The organism is Runella rosea (assembly GCF_003325355.1).
In the GTDB taxonomy this organism is placed as follows: Bacteria; Bacteroidota; Bacteroidia; order Cytophagales; family Spirosomataceae; genus Runella; species Runella rosea.
Genome location: NZ_CP030850.1, coordinates 6,275,714 through 6,294,499 on the forward strand (window position 1 = coordinate 6,275,714; position 18,786 = coordinate 6,294,499).

Below are 18,786 nucleotides of genomic sequence, written 5' to 3' on the forward strand. Positions count from 1 at the left end.
AAACCCTATGCAATCGTATTGGAAAGTAAAGCTTTCGATATTTCTGAATTATTTTGTTTTTGCCATTCTGCTCAATAGTGTCGGCACCGTGATTTTACAAGTCCAGAGTACCTACAACGTCTCCGAAACCTCAGCTTCTATTCTGGAGGCGTTTAAGGATTTAAGCATTGCGGGGGTGTCTTTTTTAATAGCTTCTTATATCAACCGATTGGGATATAAAAATGCCATGCTCGTGGCATTGGGCTTCAATGCGCTTATCTGTTTGTTGATGCCATCCATTCATTCTTTTGGCATGACCAAAGTCGTTTTTGCGGTTGCGGGAGCAGGCTTTGCGCTCATTAAAGTTTCGGTATACGGCACCATCGGGTTGGTTACAGCCGACAAAAAAGAGCACATCAGCCTCATGAATTTTATCGAGTCGTTTTTTATGGTGGGGATTTTGGCTGGATATTTCTTATTCAGCGGATTTATTGATGATTCTACGCCAACCGCTTGGCTGAAAGTATACTATCTGTTGGGAGGAATCGCCTTGGTTGCTTTTATCTTGTTGCTGTCAACTCCGCTGGATGAGTCATCGTTGAAAATAGATACCGCCAAGCCTTTTACCGACGATTTTGCCGAGATGTTTCGCTTAATGATTCTGCCTCTGGTGTTGGTATTTGTCATTTGTGCGTTTACGTATGTTTTGATTGAACAGAGCATCATGAGTTGGTTGCCTACGTTCAATAGCAAAGTGCTTCATTTGCCCAATGCATTGAGTATTCAGATGGCGAGCCTGTTGGCCATTGCCACGGCATTAGGACGATTTTTGGCGGGAGTGTTATTGAAAAAACTCAATTGGTTGTTTGTATTGACTGGCTGTTTGGTCATTTCGGCTGCTTTGGTGTTGGTCGCACTGCCTTTGGCCCAAAATGCCGCCACGAGTGGGGTAACTGGATGGGGTAATGCGCCGTTGGCGGCTTTCATTTTTCCCATGATAGGGTTGTTCTTAGCGCCTATTTACCCAGCCATCAATTCTTTGATATTGAGTTCATTGCCTGTAAAAAAACACGGGCTGATGTCGGGGTTGATTGTGATTTTTTCGGCTTTGGGAGGAACCACTGGTTCGCTGATTACGGGCTATGTATTTGAACATTACGGCGGGCAAACTGCCTTTTACTTTTCACTGATTCCCATCGGATTGTTGATTCTAGTATTGATTTTATTCAGCCGTTTGCAGGGAAAAAATGCAACGGTTGAAATCAGCTCGGTGGGAGGACATTGAGCAAACATGGATTGTTTTTGTTAAAACCGTTGATTACGAATGACTTTACCCGAAACTCAAATGGCAGACCGTATCCTTGCGGAAAATTTTCAGACGTTGTTTGATACGGTGCAACGCAGTTCTTTATTTTCTGACTCCAAGACGTTTTCTGATGCCATTACCAAGGTGTCGTTGGCTCAAATTTTGGATAGTTATCATCAGCGAAAAAATGTGGCTGACTTTGATTTAAAAGCTTTTATTGAACAAAATTTTATTCTTCCTGCCGAACAAGCCAGCGAATATCAAAGCGACCTTAATAAACCGATTCAACAGCATTTAGATGATTTGTGGGAGGTATTGACCCGCCAGCCGTCTACCTCAGAATCACAAGGCTCGCTTATTCCACTTCCTTTTAGCTATGTGGTGCCAGGGGGGCGTTTTCGGGAAATTTATTACTGGGATTCGTATTTCACGATGTTGGGTTTGCAGGTTTCGGGGCGTGAAGCATTGGTGGAAAGCATGGTTAACAACTTTGCTCACTTGATTGATACGCTCGGGTTTATTCCCAACGGAAACCGTACTTATTATTTGGGTCGGTCGCAACCGCCTTTTTTTGCCTTGATGGTCAATCTGGTGGCCGAAAGCCAAGGAGAACAAGTTTGGCAACGTTATTTACCCCAATTAGAAAAAGAATACGCCTTTTGGATGCGCGGATGCGAAGAGTTATCGCCTAATCAAACGGTAAAAAATCGCGTGGTGAGGCTGCCCGACGGGAGCATTTTGAATCGGTATTGGGACGATATTGCGTTGCCCCGGCCCGAAGCCTACAAAGAAGACGTAGCATTGGCCGCGCAGGTGCAGGATCAATCTCCCGAAGAAGTGTATCGACACCTTCGGGCCGCTGCCGAGTCGGGTTGGGATTTTAGTAGTCGATGGTTTAAAGATAGCCAAACCATGCAAACCATCCATACCACTGACCTGATTCCGGTCGATTTGAATTGCTTGCTTTGGTATCTTGAAAAAAGGTTGCAACGCGCCTATGAATTAGGGGGAAATGTACTTTTAGCCAACAGATATGAGGAAAAAGCAGCGCAGCGACACACGGCCATTCAAGCTTTTTTCTGGAACGAAGCGGCGGGGTTTTACTTCGATTATGATTGGAAACTGAAACGACAAAAAGATAACGGCACCTTGGCGGCCGCGTTCCCCTTGTTTTTCTCCCTTTCCACCTCAGCGCAAGCGGGACGGGTGGCGCAGGTATTGGAAAAAAAGTTTTTGCAGAAAAACGGTTTGCTAACCACGCTCCAATTTACACATGAGCAGTGGGATGCCCCCAACGGTTGGGCACCGCTACAATGGATTGCTTATCAGGGACTTAAAAATTATCAACTCGATGCTTTGGCCACCAGAGTCAAAAACAACTGGATGAACAATAATGAGACTTATTATGCCAAAACGGGCAAAATGATGGAAAAATACAATGTGCTGACGGATGATATTTCTGCCCAGGACGGCGAGTACCCCAACCAAGATGGTTTTGGCTGGACCAACGGCGTGTATTTAAAAATGAAGGAGTGATGACGAATCAGCGGAGAAGATTTTTTCGCTGATTTTTTAAACCTTGGCAAATTTCAAAGACAAACTTGCCAAGGCTTTTATCATTGATTAGAACGGCAAATTGTCTTCGTCGCCGCTTTGGAACGTAGAAGGGAGTTCTGTAGTAGGTCGGGTAGAAGTGCTACCAGTGCCAGAAGCAACTGGAGCTGACTCATAACCGCCCGCACCGAGTGCGTCAATTTTCCACGCTTTTACGTCAGTGTACCAACGGCCGTTGTATTCGCGGCTTTCCACGTCAAACGAAACGTTTACTTCGTTGCCCACCTGCAAGGCACTTTCATTGATTTTGTCTCCCCACGCCGAAATACATATCTTTTTGGGATATTGCCCGTCGGTTTCAATCACAAAATCCTGCTTTTTCCACGTGCCGTTTTTGCCTTCACCCGTTTGTAAGGCCAATAGCTGAATGACTCTTCCTTTAATGTCCATGATTAGTATATCGGAACGCCGATGCGATTTAAAGTTGCTTATAAAAAAATGCGAGCCATTGGATGTTTCCAATCGCTCGCTCTTTTCAACGTACAATGAGCATTTTCAGCTTTGTACGAATTGTACCTAGTCTTTGAAGAATTTCTTGTAGTTGCGCTCTTGGCCTTCCAAAAGACTTCCAACCCAAAACGCGATTCCAAGCAACACAACGTAAAATATAATTGTACCAATCGTTCTTAAGTCCATTATGTTGAATTTAAATTAGTGAAACCTTTCTTGTATTCCCTACAAAAGTAAGAATGTAAGGCCTTTCGCCCCAAACATAATGCGTTTTTTTTATGAATTATAAAACGCCTTTGGTAGAGGGCAATACATCCAGCGCTTTTAAGTCACGTTTTACCGCCATTTTGATGGCTTTGGCCCATCCTTTAAAGATGGCCTCGATTTTATGGTGCTCGTTGGAGCCGCTGCACTGAATGTTAAGATTGCACAGAGCCGTGTCGGAAAAAGACTTGAAGAAGTGATAAAACATCTCCGTTGGCATTTCTCCAATTTTTTCACGTTTAAATTCGGCATCCCACACCAACCACGGGCGTCCAGAAAAATCAATGGCCACTTGCGCCAACGCTTCGTCCATTGGCAACAGAAAGCCGTATCGACTGATGCCGCGTTTGTCGCCGATGGCCTTGCGGTAGGCGTCGCCAAGGGCCAGTGCGGTATCTTCGATGGTGTGGTGCTCGTCGATGTGGAGGTCGCCTTCGACTGTTATTTTTAAATCTGCGCCCGAGTGTTTGGCGAGCTGGTCGAGCATGTGGTCAAAAAAACCAATGCCTGTATGGATGGCTGAATGACCGTTGCCGTCAAGATTTAATTCAATTTTGATTTGGGTTTCGCGGGTGTTGCGCTCTACCGAAGCGATGCGGGCGGGTAAGCGTAAGTGTTCGTAGATTTCATCCCAATCGGTGCTAACGAGTGTAATGGCGTCGTTGAGTTCTTTGGGTAAATCTTTGGGCCATTCAGCGGCCAGAAAAATCGCTTTTGCGCCCAAATTTACCGCTAACTGTACATCCGTCAGGCGGTCACCGATGACGTAGCTATTGGCCAAATCGTAGGCGTCACTGAAATATTCGGTCAATAGTGCCGTGCCGGGTTTGCGCGTGGGGGCATTTTCGTGCGGAAAACTGCGGTCAATGTGGATTTTTTGAAACAACACTCCTTCGCCCTCCAGTGTTTGGAGCATTTTATTTTGGGCGGGCCAAAAAGTGTCTTCTGGAAAAGAATCTGTCCCTAAGCCATCCTGATTGGTGACCATGACAAAACCAAAATCGGTCTCCTCGGCCAAACGTCGCAGATTGGAAATCGCTTTGGGTAAAAACGCTAGCTTTTCTAATGAATCAACTTGGAAATCGACGGGAGGTTCTTCAATGATGGTTCCGTCGCGGTCTATAAAAAGAAGTTTTTGCATTACTCTCAATGGTTTAAACCGCGAATATCGAACATCCCATCCCGAAATTTTATAAATTGCCTAAAAATTTTGTTAACCTCAACTAATCACTTCATGAACAGACCTATCCTGTATAGCCTTGTGGCGGGATTGAGCCTCTCGACAGGCTTTGCCCAAAGCGGCCTCAAACCCGTTATTAATCAATCGGCCGATGCCCTCGAAAGTAAAGTCATTGCGTGGCGTCGCGATTTGCACGAGCACCCTGAATTGGGGAATCAAGAGTTCAGAACGGCCAATATTGTAGCCGAACACCTGCGTAAATTGGGCTATGAAGTCCGCGAAAAAGTGGCGGTAACGGGCGTTGTGGCGGTTCTCAAAGGAGGAAAACCTGGCCCAGTAGTAGCTTTAAGGGCCGATATGGATGGCCTTCCCGTGACAGAAAGGGTGGATGTACCGTTTAAATCGAAAGTGCTGACGGAATTCAACAACCAAAAAACGGGTGTGATGCACGCGTGCGGCCACGATAGTCACGTCGCAATTTTGATGGGAGTAGCGGAAGTGTTTGCGTCAATGCAAAAGGATTTGGCAGGTACGGTTAAACTTATTTTTCAACCTGCGGAAGAAGGCGTTTACACAGGCGGAACCTTTGGTGCCAACCGAATGATTGAAGAAGGAGCGCTGGAAAACCCTAAAGTGGACGCTATTTTTGGGTTGCACATCAATTCGCAAACGGAAGTAGGTAAGATTCGCTACCGTCCGGGTGCCACGATGGCCGCTGTTGACCAGTTGACGATTAAACTCAAAGGCAAACAAACGCACGGGGCGTCGCCGTGGTCGGGCGTTGACCCCATCGTGACGGCTTCTCAGATTGTGATGGGACTTCAAACCATCGTAAGCCGGAATGTGGATATTACTGAAAACCCTGCCGTGGTAACCGTGGGTGCTATTCACGGTGGAATTCGCTACAACATTATTCCAGAATCTCTGGAAATGATTGGCACGATTCGCACGTTTGGAGACGCCCAACAGGCGTTGGTTCATCGTCGTATCAAAGAGGTCTCTACGCACATTGCGGAAAGCGCGGGCGCTAAAGCCGACGTAGAAATTGGTATCGGTTATCCTGCCACAGTCAATGACCCTGCGCTGACCGACAAGATGATTCCGACCTTGGAAGCATTGGCGGGAAAGGAAAATGTGATAATCTCTCCCGTGGCAACAGGAGCGGAAGACTTCAGTTATTTCCAAAAGAAAATCCCTGGATTTTTCTTCTTTCTGGGTGGTATGGCCAAAGGCAAAAGCCCTTATGACGTAGCCCCTCACCACACCCCTGACTTTTACATTGATGAAAGTGGCTTTACCTTAGGTGTGAAAGCCCTGAGCCATTTGGTGGTGGATTACATGGAAATGAACTCAAAACCCGTACCCACAAGTGCTAAGGCGAAGAAAGTAAGCAAATAGTTTCTAGTAGTTTTATTGGTCTTATAAACAAAGAAAGAGCGTCGGGTTTCCTCGACGCTCTTTCTTTGTTTACGCTTATGTTTATGATTTATCTCTCACTCATCGGAACGAAAGACCGCAATGTTGCTCCCGTATAAATCTGACGCGGACGACCGATAGGCTCTTTGTTTTCGCGCATTTCTTTCCATTGTGCAATCCAGCCTGGCAGACGACCTAAGGCAAACATTACCGTGAACATATTGGTAGGAATACCGAGGGCTCGATAAATGATTCCTGAATAAAAGTCAACGTTTGGATACAAACGACGGCTTACGAAGTACTCGTCGTGCAATGCCGCCTCCTCTAATCCTTTGGCAATTTCCAAAACAGGATCGTTGACACCTAATTTTGCTAGTACATCGTCGGCTGCTTTTTTGATGATTTTGGCCCGTGGGTCAAAATTCTTATAAACACGGTGACCAAAACCAAACAAACGGAAACCGCTCGTTTTGGCATTTTTGGCCATGTCGACGTATTTGGCTACATCGCCGCCGTCGGCTTTGATGTCTTCTAGCATTTCGATTACTTCTTGGTTGGCACCGCCGTGGAGTGGTCCCCACAATGCACATATACCCGCCGAAATGGAAGAATAAATGTTGGCTTTTGACGAGCCAACCAAACGGACGGTCGAGGTCGAGCAGTTTTGTTCGTGGTCAGCGTGAAGAATCAATAATTTATTCAACGCCTTAGAAACCACAGGGTCTACTTTGTATTCTTCAACTGGCAACGCAAACATCATATGAAGGAAGTTTGAGCAGTAATCCAAGTCGTTTTTGGGGTAATTGACAGGATGGCCTTGTGATTTTTTGAACGACCACGTAGCAATCGTTGGCAATTTTGCCATCAATCGAATGATATGCGTTTCGGTGCTGTCGGGGGCCTTATCATCGTAAGAATCAGGATAGAAGGCGCTCATGGCACTTACCAATGAAGACAAAACGCCCATGGGGTGCGCATTGACGGGAAAGCCTTCAAAAATCTTGCGCATGTCTTCGTTGACCAGCGTATGCGTCCGGATTTCGTGCTCGAAGTTTTCGTATTGAGATTGGGTCGGCAATTCACCGTAAATCAACAAATAAGCCACTTCTAAAAAAGTAGCTTTTTCGGCCAATTCTTCAATGGAATAGCCACGATAGCGCAAAATGCCTTCTTCACCGTCCAAAAATGTGATGGCACTTTTGGTGGCTCCGGTGTTTTTGTATCCACTATCAATGGTAATATAGCCCGTTGAATCTCTTAATGAATTAATATCAATTGCTTTTTCCTGCTCAGTTCCTTGGGTGGTCGGAAATTCATACGTTTTTCCGTCTACTATGAGTTGGGCTTTATCTGACATACAGTGGTGGTAGGTTAAAATATTCGATGGATTTGGGATAAAGGTACAATTTTCATAAAAAACTTTTTTCTATGAAACTTTATGGGGTAATTATTTCAAAATTTCTTGTTAAAAAGAAATAGACGATGGTTAAACAACTCAAAAATAAAAGACTTACTTAGGGTGTTTTTAACCCATAGGGGCAACTATTATTTCGCAGACTTTGGGCTAAGATTGGGTTCATTATGAAAGATTTCTCCATTTTTCATCACAAATTTTATCTTTCTGACGTCACTGATGCGCTCTTCTGGGCGGCCTTCTACCGCGACCAAATCGGCCAAAAAGTTGCCTTTAATGTTTCCTAATTGGCTCAAATGAAATACGTTTGCATTGATAGAAGTGGCGGAGCGCAGCACGTCAAGGGGCTTCATGCCATAGTCGACCATCATTTCCATTTCGCGGGCGTTGTCGCCGTGAGAAAATACCCCCACATCACCGCCGAAGCAAATCGTTACGCCCGCGTCAAGTGCCTGCTTAAAAGTAATCCGTTTGTTCTTGATGCGTTCAGGCTCTGGTTCAACGCCTTTTTTCCAGCCTCGGTATTGGCTGACGGCATCGCCTGCCGCTAAGGTAGGGCACAAAGCCACGCCTTTCTCGTGCATGAGCGAAAAAATTTCAGGCGTACCCGCGTCGCCGTGTTCGAGGGTCTCGCAGCCGCCCAAAATAGCTCGCCTCATTCCTTCGGCACTGCCCGCATGGGCGATGGTGGGGCGGCCACTGCTGCGGGCAGTTTCGACGATGAGTTTTATTTCGTCCACCAAAAAAGTAGGGCGGGCGTCGCCCATCAAGCCCCAACGGTAATCAGCGTAAATTTTGACCACATCGGCACCTTTTCCGATTTGCCGACGCACGGCTTGGATGAGGCGGTCGTGGCCGTCGGCTTCTTCGGCACCTTGAGGTACTTCAATGTCGGGGCTGAACCCTTTTGGAGCGTAGCTGCCAGTAGCAATGAGTGCTTTGGTAGCAATAACCATGCGTGGACCGGGGATGATTCCTTGATTTATGGCCTGTTTAAGTCCTACATCATCAAATTCGGCCCCTTCCGTGCCCAAATCCCGAACGGTGGTAAAACCCGCCATGAGCGTTTGCTTGGCGTGTAGGGTAGCCCGCGCGGTGCGCAACGAACGCGCTTCTTTCAGCACTTGGTCGTCCCAAGTGGTTTCATTATAGGGATGTAAAAATAAATGTGAATGTCCTTCAATAAAGCCCGGTAGTAAGGTGCATCCTTTCAAATCAATGATTTGTGGGGCGGATTTATCTGGCGTCTGTAACTTTTGGGCGGCATCCTCCACGTTTTTGGGCTCGCCAACGGCAATGATTTTTTCGCCTTGCACCAATACACGCCAACCTTCGTGGATGGCTGTTCCGTCAAAAACCCGGTCGGGCTTTAACAGGTACAATTTTTGAGTAAAACCATTCCCCTGAATGAAGAACAGGATTCCAATAAATGCGAATAATTGTTTCAAGCGAGTAAAGAGGGGGTTAAGTAAGCAAAGGTACTTAAGGACTCGTTATCCTGAACCGAAATGGAAGAAGAAAGTTTGAAGAAAATATTTTACCAAACGTTTGTTTGGTAAAACTAAAATTATCTCCAACTTTGTATTTCGAAACCGAATATACCTTACGATGCCGATTCAAAAAGTAACTAAAGAAGAAGTAGTCAACCAAGCGCTTTTGCTGTTTAAAAAAAGGGGCTATCACCGCACAAGCATGGCCGATCTGGCGGAAGCTTGCGGTTTGTTGAAAGGAAGTTTCTATCACTATTTCAGCGGAAAAGAGGCCTTAATGAAAGAAGTGCTCGGGGCCGTTCATTCGTATTTTAAAGCAAAAATATTTGTGATTGCCTACGATGAAACGCTTTTGCCGCGCGAGCGCCTCGAAAAAATGCTCGCCAAGCAAATCCGCGTGGCTTCAAGCACGGAAGGCGGGTGTTTGATGGGAAACATGGCCATCGAAACGGCACTCGTTACGGATGAATTTCGGCCCGCCATGCGTACTTTTTTTGATGAATATTTAGACGCCCTCACGCACCTGTACTCATATAGATATGACGCCAAAAAAGCTAGACAAATGGCCGAACAGGCCATGGTCGAATACGAAGGTGCTTGGGTGATGGTCAAGCTGACGGATAGCTCCCATTATTTACAGGATGTGTTGGAGCGCGCCATGGTTCGTTTTGATGCGGCAGAAAGCAATAACGTTACTTAAAAACTATAAACCGATGAAAGAGGTTACGGTAAACATCCCCACGCCCGATGGATTTGAACTGGCGGGCATCCTGTATGAATACCACGGTGCGCCTAAAGCCGTGGTGCAGTTTAATATCGGAACTGGGATGCGAAAAGGATTTTACACAAATTTTGCGCGTTACTTGGCCGAAAACGGCTTCATTGTTTGCCTCTGGGAATACCGTGGCATGGGAGAGTCGCGTCCTTCGGATAAAGATGATTTTGCCGCCATTACCATGCAAGACTGGGCGATTGATATGCGGGCCGTGCTTGACTTTCTGGAAACAAGGTATCCTGACTGGCCCAAATTGATGATAGGGCACAGCATTGGGGGGCAACTCGTGGGCTTGATGCCCAACCACCACGTTCTGAAAGGAATGGTCATGATTACGGCTTCGACGGGCACTTGGTGGCGTCATACTTTTCCTTATCGCCTCAAGTCGTATTTCTTTTTTAATATTTTGCCCGCGTTGACGGTTCCTTTTCTGGGGTATGTTCCTGTCAAAAAAATGAAAATTATGGAAGATTTACCAGGGGCATTGATGTTGGAATGGCGCGAATGGTGCAATTCCGAAAACTATCTGTTTGATTTTCTGGACAAAAGTATTCCTTATAATGCATACAACGAACTTGCTTTGCCCATTAAGGCGTACTGGACCACCGACGACCCGATTGCCAACGCTGTAACGGTGCCTGCTCTGCTTCGTCATTTTAGAAAAGCCGACATCATGACCGAAGCCATTCGGCCCGCCGATTTTGGGGTGAAGCAAATTGGGCATTTCGGGTTGTTTTCTCGAAAACTAAAAACCCAATTTTGGACCAAAGTCGTGGCCGATTTGGAAGCGATGGTCTCCACGACACTTACCTATAATAATCCCGCATTCAAAAAAACTACACTTTAACGGCCATGAACAAAACTACCTTAATTGATTTCCTGAACGAAGGCGTAAACGAAGTTGTCGCTTTTGCCCACGCCAGCCCTGCGGAGGCTTTTTATTTCAAGCCCGCCGAAAATATCTGGTCGGCGGCCGAGAATGTGCAGCATTTATCACAATCGGTTCAGCCACTGAATCGCCTCTTGGGTCGCCCTAAAACCTATTTTCTGGAAAAATGGGGGCCTGGCGCTCATCATTCGCGCTCCTACGAGGAGGTTGTCGGGGCTTATCATGCGGCATTGAACGGCCGCAAAGGAGCTGCAGGGGCATTTGCACCGCTGACGCCCACGCCCGACGCCGTGGCATTGGCGAGTGAATTTAAGCAGGATTATCTCGCTCTCATTGCGCACCTTTCAGAGTGGGATGAGCAAGAATTGGATGAACACGTGATTCCGCACCCTTTGATGGGACCGCTTACGGTTCGGGAGATGCTGCTTTTTACGGCTTATCATATCCGCCACCATCACCAAATTATGGTGAGCAGGGTGAACTTGGCGCCTCAATTTTAATTGTCAAAATGACGTTTTTGCACATTTTGGTTAGTGAACAGGACTTTAAATAGTTGTACTTTTTCTATTTTTGTTGTACTATTTAAAGAACTTTTCGTTTTTGTAAAAAAAATAATTGGACGGAACACAGCAAGGTTTGAATTTTCTGGTTGTATTATTTTAAGATTTGTACTATTTTGAGAAAAGGTTTAAATAGGGTATATGAATTTAACAAGAGGGGGTTTTTGCCCTATTTTTTTGTAATTTAAAACCTCACACCTTTGCATTGTCAAAACGAAGTCATCACAGCTGGTGAGACAAGATGGTACAAAAACAATAAAACAATGAAAAAGAACACAATGCTTCTGTCAATATTTGCCGCCATGTTTTTTGTAAGCACAGGAAACGCAATGGCCGAGAGTCACCTTTTCACAAAAGACGTGAAAATCGTAAAACGCGACGCTAAGAAAGTAGAAGTTCGCGTCAACCAACCTAACGTTGGAATTTTGGATGTAGAGTTAAGAGACAAAGAAGGAGTACTTATATACGAGGGCGAGATCAAAGGTGGCGAAAACGTAGCGACTCAGTTTAACCTGAACGCTTTGCCAAGCGGTGAGTATACCTTGAATTGCTTCAACAACAATTTCTGGTCTTCTCAGCAACTTTCGATCTCAAACGGTAACATTGAAATCAACGAAAACAGCTACAAAGAGTCGTTGGCTCCTAAAGTTGAAATGATTGCAATCAACCGTTTTGAAGTATCGACCGTGGTGAAGAACGTAGCCGACATGGAAGTAATCATTGCTGACCGTGCGGGCGAAGTTGTTTACAAAGGTTATTTATCTACCGCATCACGTTTCAATTTGGGACATTTGCCAAGCGGCGAGTACTCTTTTGAATTTGTAGTAGCCGATAAATCTTTCAAGCAATTCGTTAATGTGAAATAACTCATAATGTCGTCATTCATCAACAAATCACTATAACCACTCCATCTTGACAATTCGATTTTGCGAGAGCCCGTCAGAATATCTGACGGGTTTTTTGTTGTTATAGCCTATAAAGTTGCCTATTTTCTTTCGAAAATCATTTATAGATATTTTTATCAAAAACAAGTTGTACACTTCTTATGGTTTATAAGAGAAAATATACCTATTTTTGCGGTTTTAGTCAGTTAATATCCCAATAAGCTCAAATTTTGTTATGAAAAACCGCAAAACCTTAAACACAAAAAAGAGGTACCAATCTCCTAAGTTGAAAAAATTAGGCAACGTCAAAAATTTAACTGCAGCCGCTGGCAGTGGCGATGCCGATGGAATGACAGGTTTATCAGTTTGCTGATGATGAAATGGAATTCCTCTTTTTATTTATTGGGATTCAACAACAAGTCCTTTGTACTGTATGATGGTCATACCCAAAAGACATACAGCAATTCTGTACAGTACCGTATTTTATGTGACTTTTTCGGTAGTGAAGAAGTCACCCTCGACGGGTTAAGAAAAGCCTATCAAAATACGTACTCACTGCCCGAAATACTGGGCGCTTTTTATGGGTTTGTGCAAGATAAAATTATCATTGACAATGCTTTTTTAACGATTGCCATCGAATTTCCCGAAGACACATCTCTCAGAGAGAAAAGGGCAAAGCTTGAATTAACAAGGGTTCAGATGACCGCTGATCAGCCTGCATTGACGGTTTTTGTCGTTTCGGATGTACATCATTTACAAAGTGTTGAATTTGCAAAAATCAAGAGCAAACAGTTTACTGTTGTTTGGGCTTTTGCCAATGAATTGAAACTGTTTCCCGTTTTTGATACTTCAGAAACGGGGGCTTTTTTCTGTTTTCTTCATAGAATCAAAAGAGTCTTTTTCAGTCAATTGCTGACTTTGCGCCACCATCCTCTTTCGCTGAACGATTGTTTGTCTACGGCTTCATTGTTGATGGTTTTGGATTACCTGCCCACCTTTATTGATTCCAATGAATCCCAAAATACCCTTTTGATTTTCGACCACGAAAGATTGACCATCGAACGCGCCTATCTATCCCCTCCGCTCTTTCGCTCATTTGCCAAAGGAACGTACGAAATACTTGATGCTCACCAAAAGCCGGCTAATATTCAGGCTGTTTTTGAGCAACTTTCGTTTCACCTTGAAGCTCCATTGGGGTTGGTTGATAAGCTCACATCGCAACAAACACCCCTGGGAGGGTGGGTAAGTACTGGAGGGGTGATCTTCAGGTCTAATCAAATAAATGCTGAAATATTCTTTTCAAGAACAACGGCAAGTGGCAACGGCTTGACCAAAGACGAGGCCGAGGCCAAAGCTTTTTGTGAGACGTTGGAAAGGTACGCACAGGTTTTTCGTGAACATGAAGATGAGTATATCATTGCTGCCTACAACGACTTGAAGCACAGGGCCATTCACCCCAACGAGATACTTCTTTACAGCCCGACGCAATACCGCCAAGAAAACGCCCGCAGTCATTCGGACGAATTATTAGTGGAATTTGATGAAAATACGCCGATTGCGTGGAGTAATGTAACGGACAGCGTCGATGACACGCCCCGATGCATACCTACTTTCCTGCTGTATCAGGGACGGCCCACTGAAGATGCCGCCTCCGAAACGTTTTTTAAATGGATCACAAACGGTACTGCGGCAGGTTCTACCCTTGATATGGCAAAGCTTTATGCGCTCTATGAACTGATTGAAAGAGATGCGTACGCAATATGGTGGTACAATCGATTGCCGTCCCAGGGCATTGATCTTGCGTATATTGACCATTTGGAGATAGTGAGTTTGGCCCTTGCGGAGCACCGGCGATTGGGCAAAAAAATATACGTATTTGACATTACCCAAGACATTTCCATCCCGACGGTCGCCGTAGTGTCAGCCTATCTCGACGGCACCTACGTATTAGCCTGCGCTTCAAACATCAGTTTTGAGAAAGCCTGCGAAAAGGCTTTTGGCGAACTCAATCAGCTATATGTTCGTCATTTGTCGAAAAAGACCCGTTTAGACGACGGTCAAATGCAGGACATAGCCACTGCATTGAATCATCATACCCCGCAAAAACCCGTTTGGTCTTTTGAAAAAAATGACTTAGCTCTTACCGAAGATCTAAAAATCGTTGAAACGGAAATAAGAAAAAGAGGACTGAATATATACTATAGAGACCTCTCCCGAAGCGATGTTTTATTGCCCGTGGTGAAGGCGATTGTGCCCGGCATGAGGGATTTGGATACCCGCTTTGCGCCCGGCAGATTGTATGATGTGGTCAGTGATCTCTACGGCTACGTTCCTGCCGAAGAATCTCTCCGGACTTTTAATCTGCTCTGAATGAAAGGCATCATTGGCATCGTTGGAGGCATCAAGTCCAATGAATTGGAACGCATGAGCCGCTGTTTGTCTCATCGCGGGCAAGCTACCCTCAAAACCAACGATGTCTTCAGTATAGGGCAGCTCAGTACTTGCTGGGGAGCTACCCTTTTTTATCAGGATGGCATTTCGGTCATCTCAGATGCCCGGATTGATAATCAAGCCGAAATCTTAGAAAAAATCGGGCTTGCAGCGACCCTGAAAATGAGCGAAAATGAACTGATTTTCAGGGCCTACTCTAAATTAAGTATCAACTTTGTCGACTGTTTGGCGGGAGATTATTCCATTTTCATTGTGGATGAAATTCGGCAAAAAGTTTTCCTCATCAGAGACCATTTAGGGGTACGTCCGCTTTATTACAGCTTCCGGAAGGGAGAGTTTATGGCTTTTGCCTCAGAACCCAAAGCCCTGCTTTTGCTCGATGATGTTTCTTCAGAGCCCAATGAAGAAAAGCTCGAAGAATATCTTCAATGGCCCACCGACCACAGGATTTATCCTAAAACGACTTTTTTTAAGGATATTTTCGCGGTACTTCCCGCTACTGTTTTAGAGATAGACATGGATTTGCATCAATCCAAAGAAACCTTCTATTGGAAAATAGATCCTGAACAGTTCAGTCATTTAAACACCGAATCTTTGCTCATTGAAGAATACCGCAAAAGGTTTGAAAGGGCGGTAAGCAGGCGATTACAATCGCTCACGGGTGTTCAGGTAAGCGGAGGGCTCGACTCAAGCTCGGTGTATAAAGTGGCCGAAAGATATTTACCTACAGAAAACTTGTTCTCTGTGCATTTTTATCCCAAAGTTGAAGAAGCCGATGAGAGAGAATATACCCTGGAAGTCGTCCAAAACAACCTCCCAAATCATCATCAGATAGAACGAAGTGTTGTTTCCAGGGTAAGCATTGAGCAGGTTCAAATGCATATTGACCGACCGGATTTGAGTACCATACCAATGTGTGCCAAAATCCTTCCGGAGCTGATAGAATTTAAAAGAAAGGGAGTGGCGACCATTCTGACGGGGCATGAAGGCGATACCGTGGTGGATACGGGCTTATTTTATCTTTTTTCGCTTATTTTTAACTTAAAATTCAAAGCGTTTGAGGAGACCATCGGAGGTGACCGTAAAACCACACGCGTCAGAAGGGTGTATCTTGTCAAACGAGCTTTTCATAAAAAATACGCGGAAGGCGGACTTTCAGCGGTAGTGCAATTGCTTGTTGCGGTTGTGCATCATCAAACCGTTTCATTCGTTGATTTAATGCGGATAATGACCTCTTTCGGTCTTGGCGTAATAAAAAAAATGATTTTTAGAAAGAAAACGAAGGCCCCGGCGCAGTTGACAAACTATGTCCCGGAAACGCTTACGGGCGATATGCGGGAGCATTTCAGCCGTATTTGCTGTGCCGGAATCATTGATGCCAACGAAATACTTAATCTGGCCGGAGCGGCTTTTGGGATTGAATATGCGCATCCTTTTCTCGACAAAGATTTCATAGAGTTGAGTCTGATGGTGCCCGGTAGAATGAGAATAAGCCCTCAAGCAATGACGAGGTATCATTTCCGACAGGCAATGACGGGGATTTTGCCAGAAAAAGTCAGGCTGAGGCAATCGAAGGTACTTTTTGCTAAACCCATTTGGCTCATCCTTGCGGACATGACCAACGCGTGTATGGAGGAAAACGACTTAGACGCTGTCACAAAAGAAAAATTGGCCCTGATAAAAAAAGGCCTCCAAAATATGAATCATCAAAATTTTGATTTTGACAAAATCAGGAAATTTCAACGACAGCTATTTCTTCAAATGTGGAAAAATCAATTGCAATCTCATTGATGAGAATTACCTTCACTCAAAATTTTAGCCATTGTTGGTGTTATCACCGCCCGGGCGGCCCCGCAACAACCCACTTCTCACTCTTTATGAGGCGATTTTACACAAAAGCCTAACATCAAAAAAGTTCTATATTTTCAAATAGATATGCCATAACGTTTGATAGCGTAATATTTTAGATAGATTTAAGTTGTTGGTGATAACACCAACAACGGCATCAAACAACGTCCCTCTTACTCTTTATCAGGATCATGCAAGTACTACAAAAGTCTAACGTCTAAAAACGGTATATTTTCGGTAGTTTTAAGTTGTTGGTGATAACACCAACAATGGCGTCAACCCGCCTTTCACTCTTTGTCAAGCAAGGTATTACAGGAGTTTAACAACTAAAAGTTTTATATACCGATAGTTTTTACCAACTTTAGTCAAATAGATATGGCGTATAAGTAGGTTTTTAAAAATGAAAAGAACAAAAATTGGTTTCTGGACGATTGGAATGGTTTTTCTATGCCTTCCAATACTTTGGTACTTTTTCTATAAGTTCTATTATGCTTATATTTATTATAATAAATGGATAGCCTTATATTGTCTATTATTTTTTGCTCCTTGTTTATTCATGTATATATATATTAATAAAGCACTTAATGGAAATAAAAAAGAAAGCCAATATATATTTACTACAGGAATAGTCTTAGGTATAGGTTGGATAGTATATCTAATTATAATGTGGTTAACTGGTGAATTTGTGTAGGTTTTTATTTGAATTTTAATGTAAATTTATTTTTAGTAATACTTCTTGTTAGGCGTAGTCTTCTAAGAGTTTAAATCATTGTTTGTTGTTGCTATTTGGAAGACTACGGACTGAAAATAAATAAAATGTCTGTAAAAAACAAAATGGCTATACGTTAAATTAAAATAATGGTAAAATGGAACTTTACAATCGTACCCGTGAATACTATAAGATATTTAGCCGTTGTTGGTGTTATCACCAACAACCCACTTATCACTCTTTGTGAAGCGATTTTCTACAAAAGTCTAACATCAAAAAAAAATGTAAGTTTCAAATAGATATGTCATAACGTCTAACAGCGTATATTTTAGATAGATTTAAGTTGTTGGTGATAACACCAACAACGGCATCAATTTTTATCCGTTGTTGGTGTTATCACCAATAACCTTTATCTTGCTCTTTATCAAGCAAAAGTCTAAGAAAGAATGTGTATTTCTGGTGGTTTTTACTGGCATCTTTCAAATAGATATGGCACAAAAGTTGTTGGTGATAACACCAACAATGGCATCAAAATATTTTATAATGAAAAAGGTAGTTTATAAAGAAGGAGATATTTTTTTAATTTCTTTAGGTGATAAAATTTTTACTGGCTTAATTGTCAAAAGAAAGGAGAAAAGCAAGATATTATTGGGCTATTTTTGGCCAATTCAAATTAATACAGGGAATGATTTTTTGAATACAGTATTATCAATTCCCCCAATTTTGATAAGACAGTTTAGTGGTTTGGGATTTGATTTGGGTAGATGGAAAGTTATTGGGAGGCTCCTTGAATGGGACTCAAACAATTGGCCTGTTCCAGAGTTCAAAAAAAAGGACTTTTTTACCAATAATTATTATGCTGTTCAATATGATGATGATTTAGAATTTATGAATGAACGGCTTATAACATTTAAGGAGGCTTCACATTTATTTGAGGATGGGCTCTCTGGGTTTGAAGCATTAGAAACAAGGCTTTTAAGCCTATAATATCAACTGGTGTGGGAAGATTACCTAAGAAAAAGAAATAAATTTCCTACAAACCTACATCAATCCAAAATTGTGAAAGCTGCTCAAAGTAAGGCAGAAATATAACGGAGAGTAGCTTCTCAAAACTCCCCAAATCTTCAGCCAAAAGGGCCTGATTTTATCGAAAATCAGGCCCTTTTTATATTTAAACGTACGCTTTTAGTCCAGAAAAATGCCAACAATGGCTTGCGCCAACGACAGTCCTAAGCTGAACAATAACGCGGCCAAAATGCTAGAAACACTGAAGCCATCTACCAGATAATCGCAGAGATAAACAATCAGGATGTTGATGACGAAATAAAACAAACCAAGGGTTAGAATGGTGATGGGCAACGAGAAAAAGAGCAATATCGGTTTTATAAACGTATTGAGCAGTCCCATCACGATGGCAACCATAATGGCGGTTTGGGTGGTGTCAACATAAAAGCCCTGGAGCACGCGGCTGGCGGCTATCACCACAATAGTGCTTACAATGAGGCGTACAATCAGATTTATCATAAAAGAAGAAAGGTTTGGTTTGAAAATGAATAA

General features: G+C 43.6%; 16 protein-coding genes. 11 read left to right on the forward strand and 5 right to left on the reverse strand.

All coding sequences use genetic code 11. The features are described from left to right. The first annotated feature begins 7 nt into the window (after positions 1-7). Positions 8-1,264 carry an MFS transporter gene (locus tag DR864_RS25755; protein ID WP_114069661.1) on the forward strand — a complete coding sequence of 419 codons (1,257 nt, stop codon included), beginning with the start codon at positions 8-10 and terminating at the stop codon, positions 1,262-1,264. Positions 1,265-1,324: 60 nt separating this feature from the next. Continuing rightward, complete coding sequence (treF, locus tag DR864_RS25760; RefSeq protein ID WP_229599477.1) at positions 1,325-2,821, forward strand: alpha,alpha-trehalase TreF; 1,497 nt, start codon at positions 1,325-1,327, stop codon at positions 2,819-2,821. 87 nt (positions 2,822-2,908) lie between these two features. Here treF and DR864_RS25765 read toward each other — a convergent pair whose 3' ends face one another. Both DR864_RS25765 and hisB read right to left on the reverse strand, forming a co-directional pair. Beyond that, positions 2,909-3,289 carry a DUF3127 domain-containing protein gene (locus DR864_RS25765; protein ID WP_114069663.1) on the reverse strand — a complete coding sequence of 127 codons (381 nt, stop codon included), beginning with the start codon at positions 3,287-3,289 and terminating at the stop codon, positions 2,909-2,911. A gap of 343 nt (positions 3,290-3,632) precedes the next feature. Next, positions 3,633-4,754: a bifunctional histidinol-phosphatase/imidazoleglycerol-phosphate dehydratase HisB gene (hisB, locus tag DR864_RS25770; RefSeq protein ID WP_114069664.1), complete on the reverse strand. Its 1,122-nt coding sequence runs from the start codon at positions 4,752-4,754 to the stop codon at positions 3,633-3,635. Between the two features lie 93 nt (positions 4,755-4,847). On the opposite strand from hisB, the gene DR864_RS25775 reads away from it, so the two are divergent. Next, positions 4,848-6,191 (forward strand): amidohydrolase, encoded by a 1,344-nt coding sequence (locus tag DR864_RS25775; protein ID WP_114069665.1) that lies wholly within the window; start codon positions 4,848-4,850, stop codon positions 6,189-6,191. Positions 6,192-6,279: 88 nt separating this feature from the next. Here the strand turns inward: DR864_RS25775 and DR864_RS25780 are convergent, their stop codons facing one another. After that, positions 6,280-7,566, reverse strand: a complete 1,287-nt coding sequence (locus DR864_RS25780) for a citrate synthase (RefSeq protein ID WP_114069666.1) — start codon at positions 7,564-7,566, stop codon at positions 6,280-6,282. 188 nt (positions 7,567-7,754) lie between these two features. Next, a complete protein-coding gene (locus DR864_RS25785) occupies positions 7,755-9,071 on the reverse strand; it encodes a metal-dependent hydrolase family protein (protein WP_114069667.1) in 1,317 nt (438 codons plus the stop codon). 160 nt (positions 9,072-9,231) lie between these two features. Between DR864_RS25785 and DR864_RS25790 the strand changes: the two genes are divergently transcribed. From DR864_RS25790 to DR864_RS25825, 8 genes are all read left to right on the forward strand, one after another. Then, entirely contained in the window at positions 9,232-9,813 is a 582-nt protein-coding gene (locus tag DR864_RS25790; RefSeq protein WP_114069668.1) for a TetR/AcrR family transcriptional regulator, read from the forward strand. A 13-nt stretch (positions 9,814-9,826) separates the two neighbouring features. Further along, positions 9,827-10,735 (forward strand): alpha/beta hydrolase family protein, encoded by a 909-nt coding sequence (locus DR864_RS25795; protein WP_162794131.1) that lies wholly within the window; start codon positions 9,827-9,829, stop codon positions 10,733-10,735. 5 nt (positions 10,736-10,740) lie between these two features. Then, on the forward strand, positions 10,741-11,277 hold the full coding sequence (locus DR864_RS25800; protein WP_114069670.1) for a DinB family protein: 537 nt from the start codon (positions 10,741-10,743) through the stop codon (positions 11,275-11,277). Between the two features lie 323 nt (positions 11,278-11,600). Next, the gene (locus tag DR864_RS25805) at positions 11,601-12,203 is read left to right on the forward strand and encodes a hypothetical protein (protein WP_162794133.1); all 603 of its coding nucleotides are present in this window, start codon (positions 11,601-11,603) and stop codon (positions 12,201-12,203) included. Positions 12,204-12,456: 253 nt separating this feature from the next. Next, entirely contained in the window at positions 12,457-12,594 is a 138-nt protein-coding gene (locus DR864_RS30095) for a hypothetical protein (RefSeq protein ID WP_205319162.1), read from the forward strand. Further along, positions 12,594-14,591: a YcaO-like family protein gene (locus DR864_RS25810; RefSeq protein ID WP_114069672.1), complete on the forward strand. Its 1,998-nt coding sequence runs from the start codon at positions 12,594-12,596 to the stop codon at positions 14,589-14,591. Before DR864_RS30095 ends, DR864_RS25810 begins: the two co-directional genes overlap by 1 nt. Continuing rightward, positions 14,592-16,463, forward strand: coding sequence for an asparagine synthase-related protein (locus tag DR864_RS25815; protein WP_114069673.1), 1,872 nt, complete (start codon positions 14,592-14,594; stop codon positions 16,461-16,463). Positions 16,464-17,718: 1,255 nt separating this feature from the next. Beyond that, a complete protein-coding gene (locus tag DR864_RS25825; RefSeq protein WP_162794135.1) occupies positions 17,719-18,216 on the forward strand; it encodes an Imm26 family immunity protein in 498 nt (165 codons plus the stop codon). A gap of 198 nt (positions 18,217-18,414) precedes the next feature. On the opposite strand, the gene DR864_RS25830 is transcribed toward DR864_RS25825, so the two are convergent. Next, positions 18,415-18,753 carry a phage holin family protein gene (locus DR864_RS25830; RefSeq protein WP_114069676.1) on the reverse strand — a complete coding sequence of 113 codons (339 nt, stop codon included), beginning with the start codon at positions 18,751-18,753 and terminating at the stop codon, positions 18,415-18,417. Positions 18,754-18,786 lie beyond the last annotated feature (33 nt).

Coding starts and splice junctions, on each gene's coding strand:
- DR864_RS25825 (WP_162794135.1), top strand. CDS start 17,719: ATGGCACAAAAGTTGTTGGTGATAACACCAACAATGGCATCAAAATAT.
- DR864_RS25795 (WP_162794131.1), top strand. CDS start 9,827: ATGAAAGAGGTTACGGTAAACATCCCCACGCCCGATGGATTTGAACTG.
- DR864_RS30095 (WP_205319162.1), top strand. CDS start 12,457: ATGAAAAACCGCAAAACCTTAAACACAAAAAAGAGGTACCAATCTCCT.
- hisB (WP_114069664.1), bottom strand. CDS start 4,754: ATGCAAAAACTTCTTTTTATAGACCGCGACGGAACCATCATTGAAGAA.
- DR864_RS25800 (WP_114069670.1), top strand. CDS start 10,741: ATGAACAAAACTACCTTAATTGATTTCCTGAACGAAGGCGTAAACGAA.
- DR864_RS25815 (WP_114069673.1), top strand. CDS start 14,592: ATGAAAGGCATCATTGGCATCGTTGGAGGCATCAAGTCCAATGAATTG.
- DR864_RS25810 (WP_114069672.1), top strand. CDS start 12,594: ATGATGAAATGGAATTCCTCTTTTTATTTATTGGGATTCAACAACAAG.
- DR864_RS25780 (WP_114069666.1), bottom strand. CDS start 7,566: ATGTCAGATAAAGCCCAACTCATAGTAGACGGAAAAACGTATGAATTT.
- DR864_RS25765 (WP_114069663.1), bottom strand. CDS start 3,289: ATGGACATTAAAGGAAGAGTCATTCAGCTATTGGCCTTACAAACGGGT.
- treF (WP_229599477.1), top strand. CDS start 1,325: ATGGCAGACCGTATCCTTGCGGAAAATTTTCAGACGTTGTTTGATACG.
- DR864_RS25790 (WP_114069668.1), top strand. CDS start 9,232: ATGCCGATTCAAAAAGTAACTAAAGAAGAAGTAGTCAACCAAGCGCTT.
- DR864_RS25805 (WP_162794133.1), top strand. CDS start 11,601: ATGAAAAAGAACACAATGCTTCTGTCAATATTTGCCGCCATGTTTTTT.
- DR864_RS25830 (WP_114069676.1), bottom strand. CDS start 18,753: ATGATAAATCTGATTGTACGCCTCATTGTAAGCACTATTGTGGTGATA.
- DR864_RS25775 (WP_114069665.1), top strand. CDS start 4,848: ATGAACAGACCTATCCTGTATAGCCTTGTGGCGGGATTGAGCCTCTCG.
- DR864_RS25755 (WP_114069661.1), top strand. CDS start 8: ATGCAATCGTATTGGAAAGTAAAGCTTTCGATATTTCTGAATTATTTT.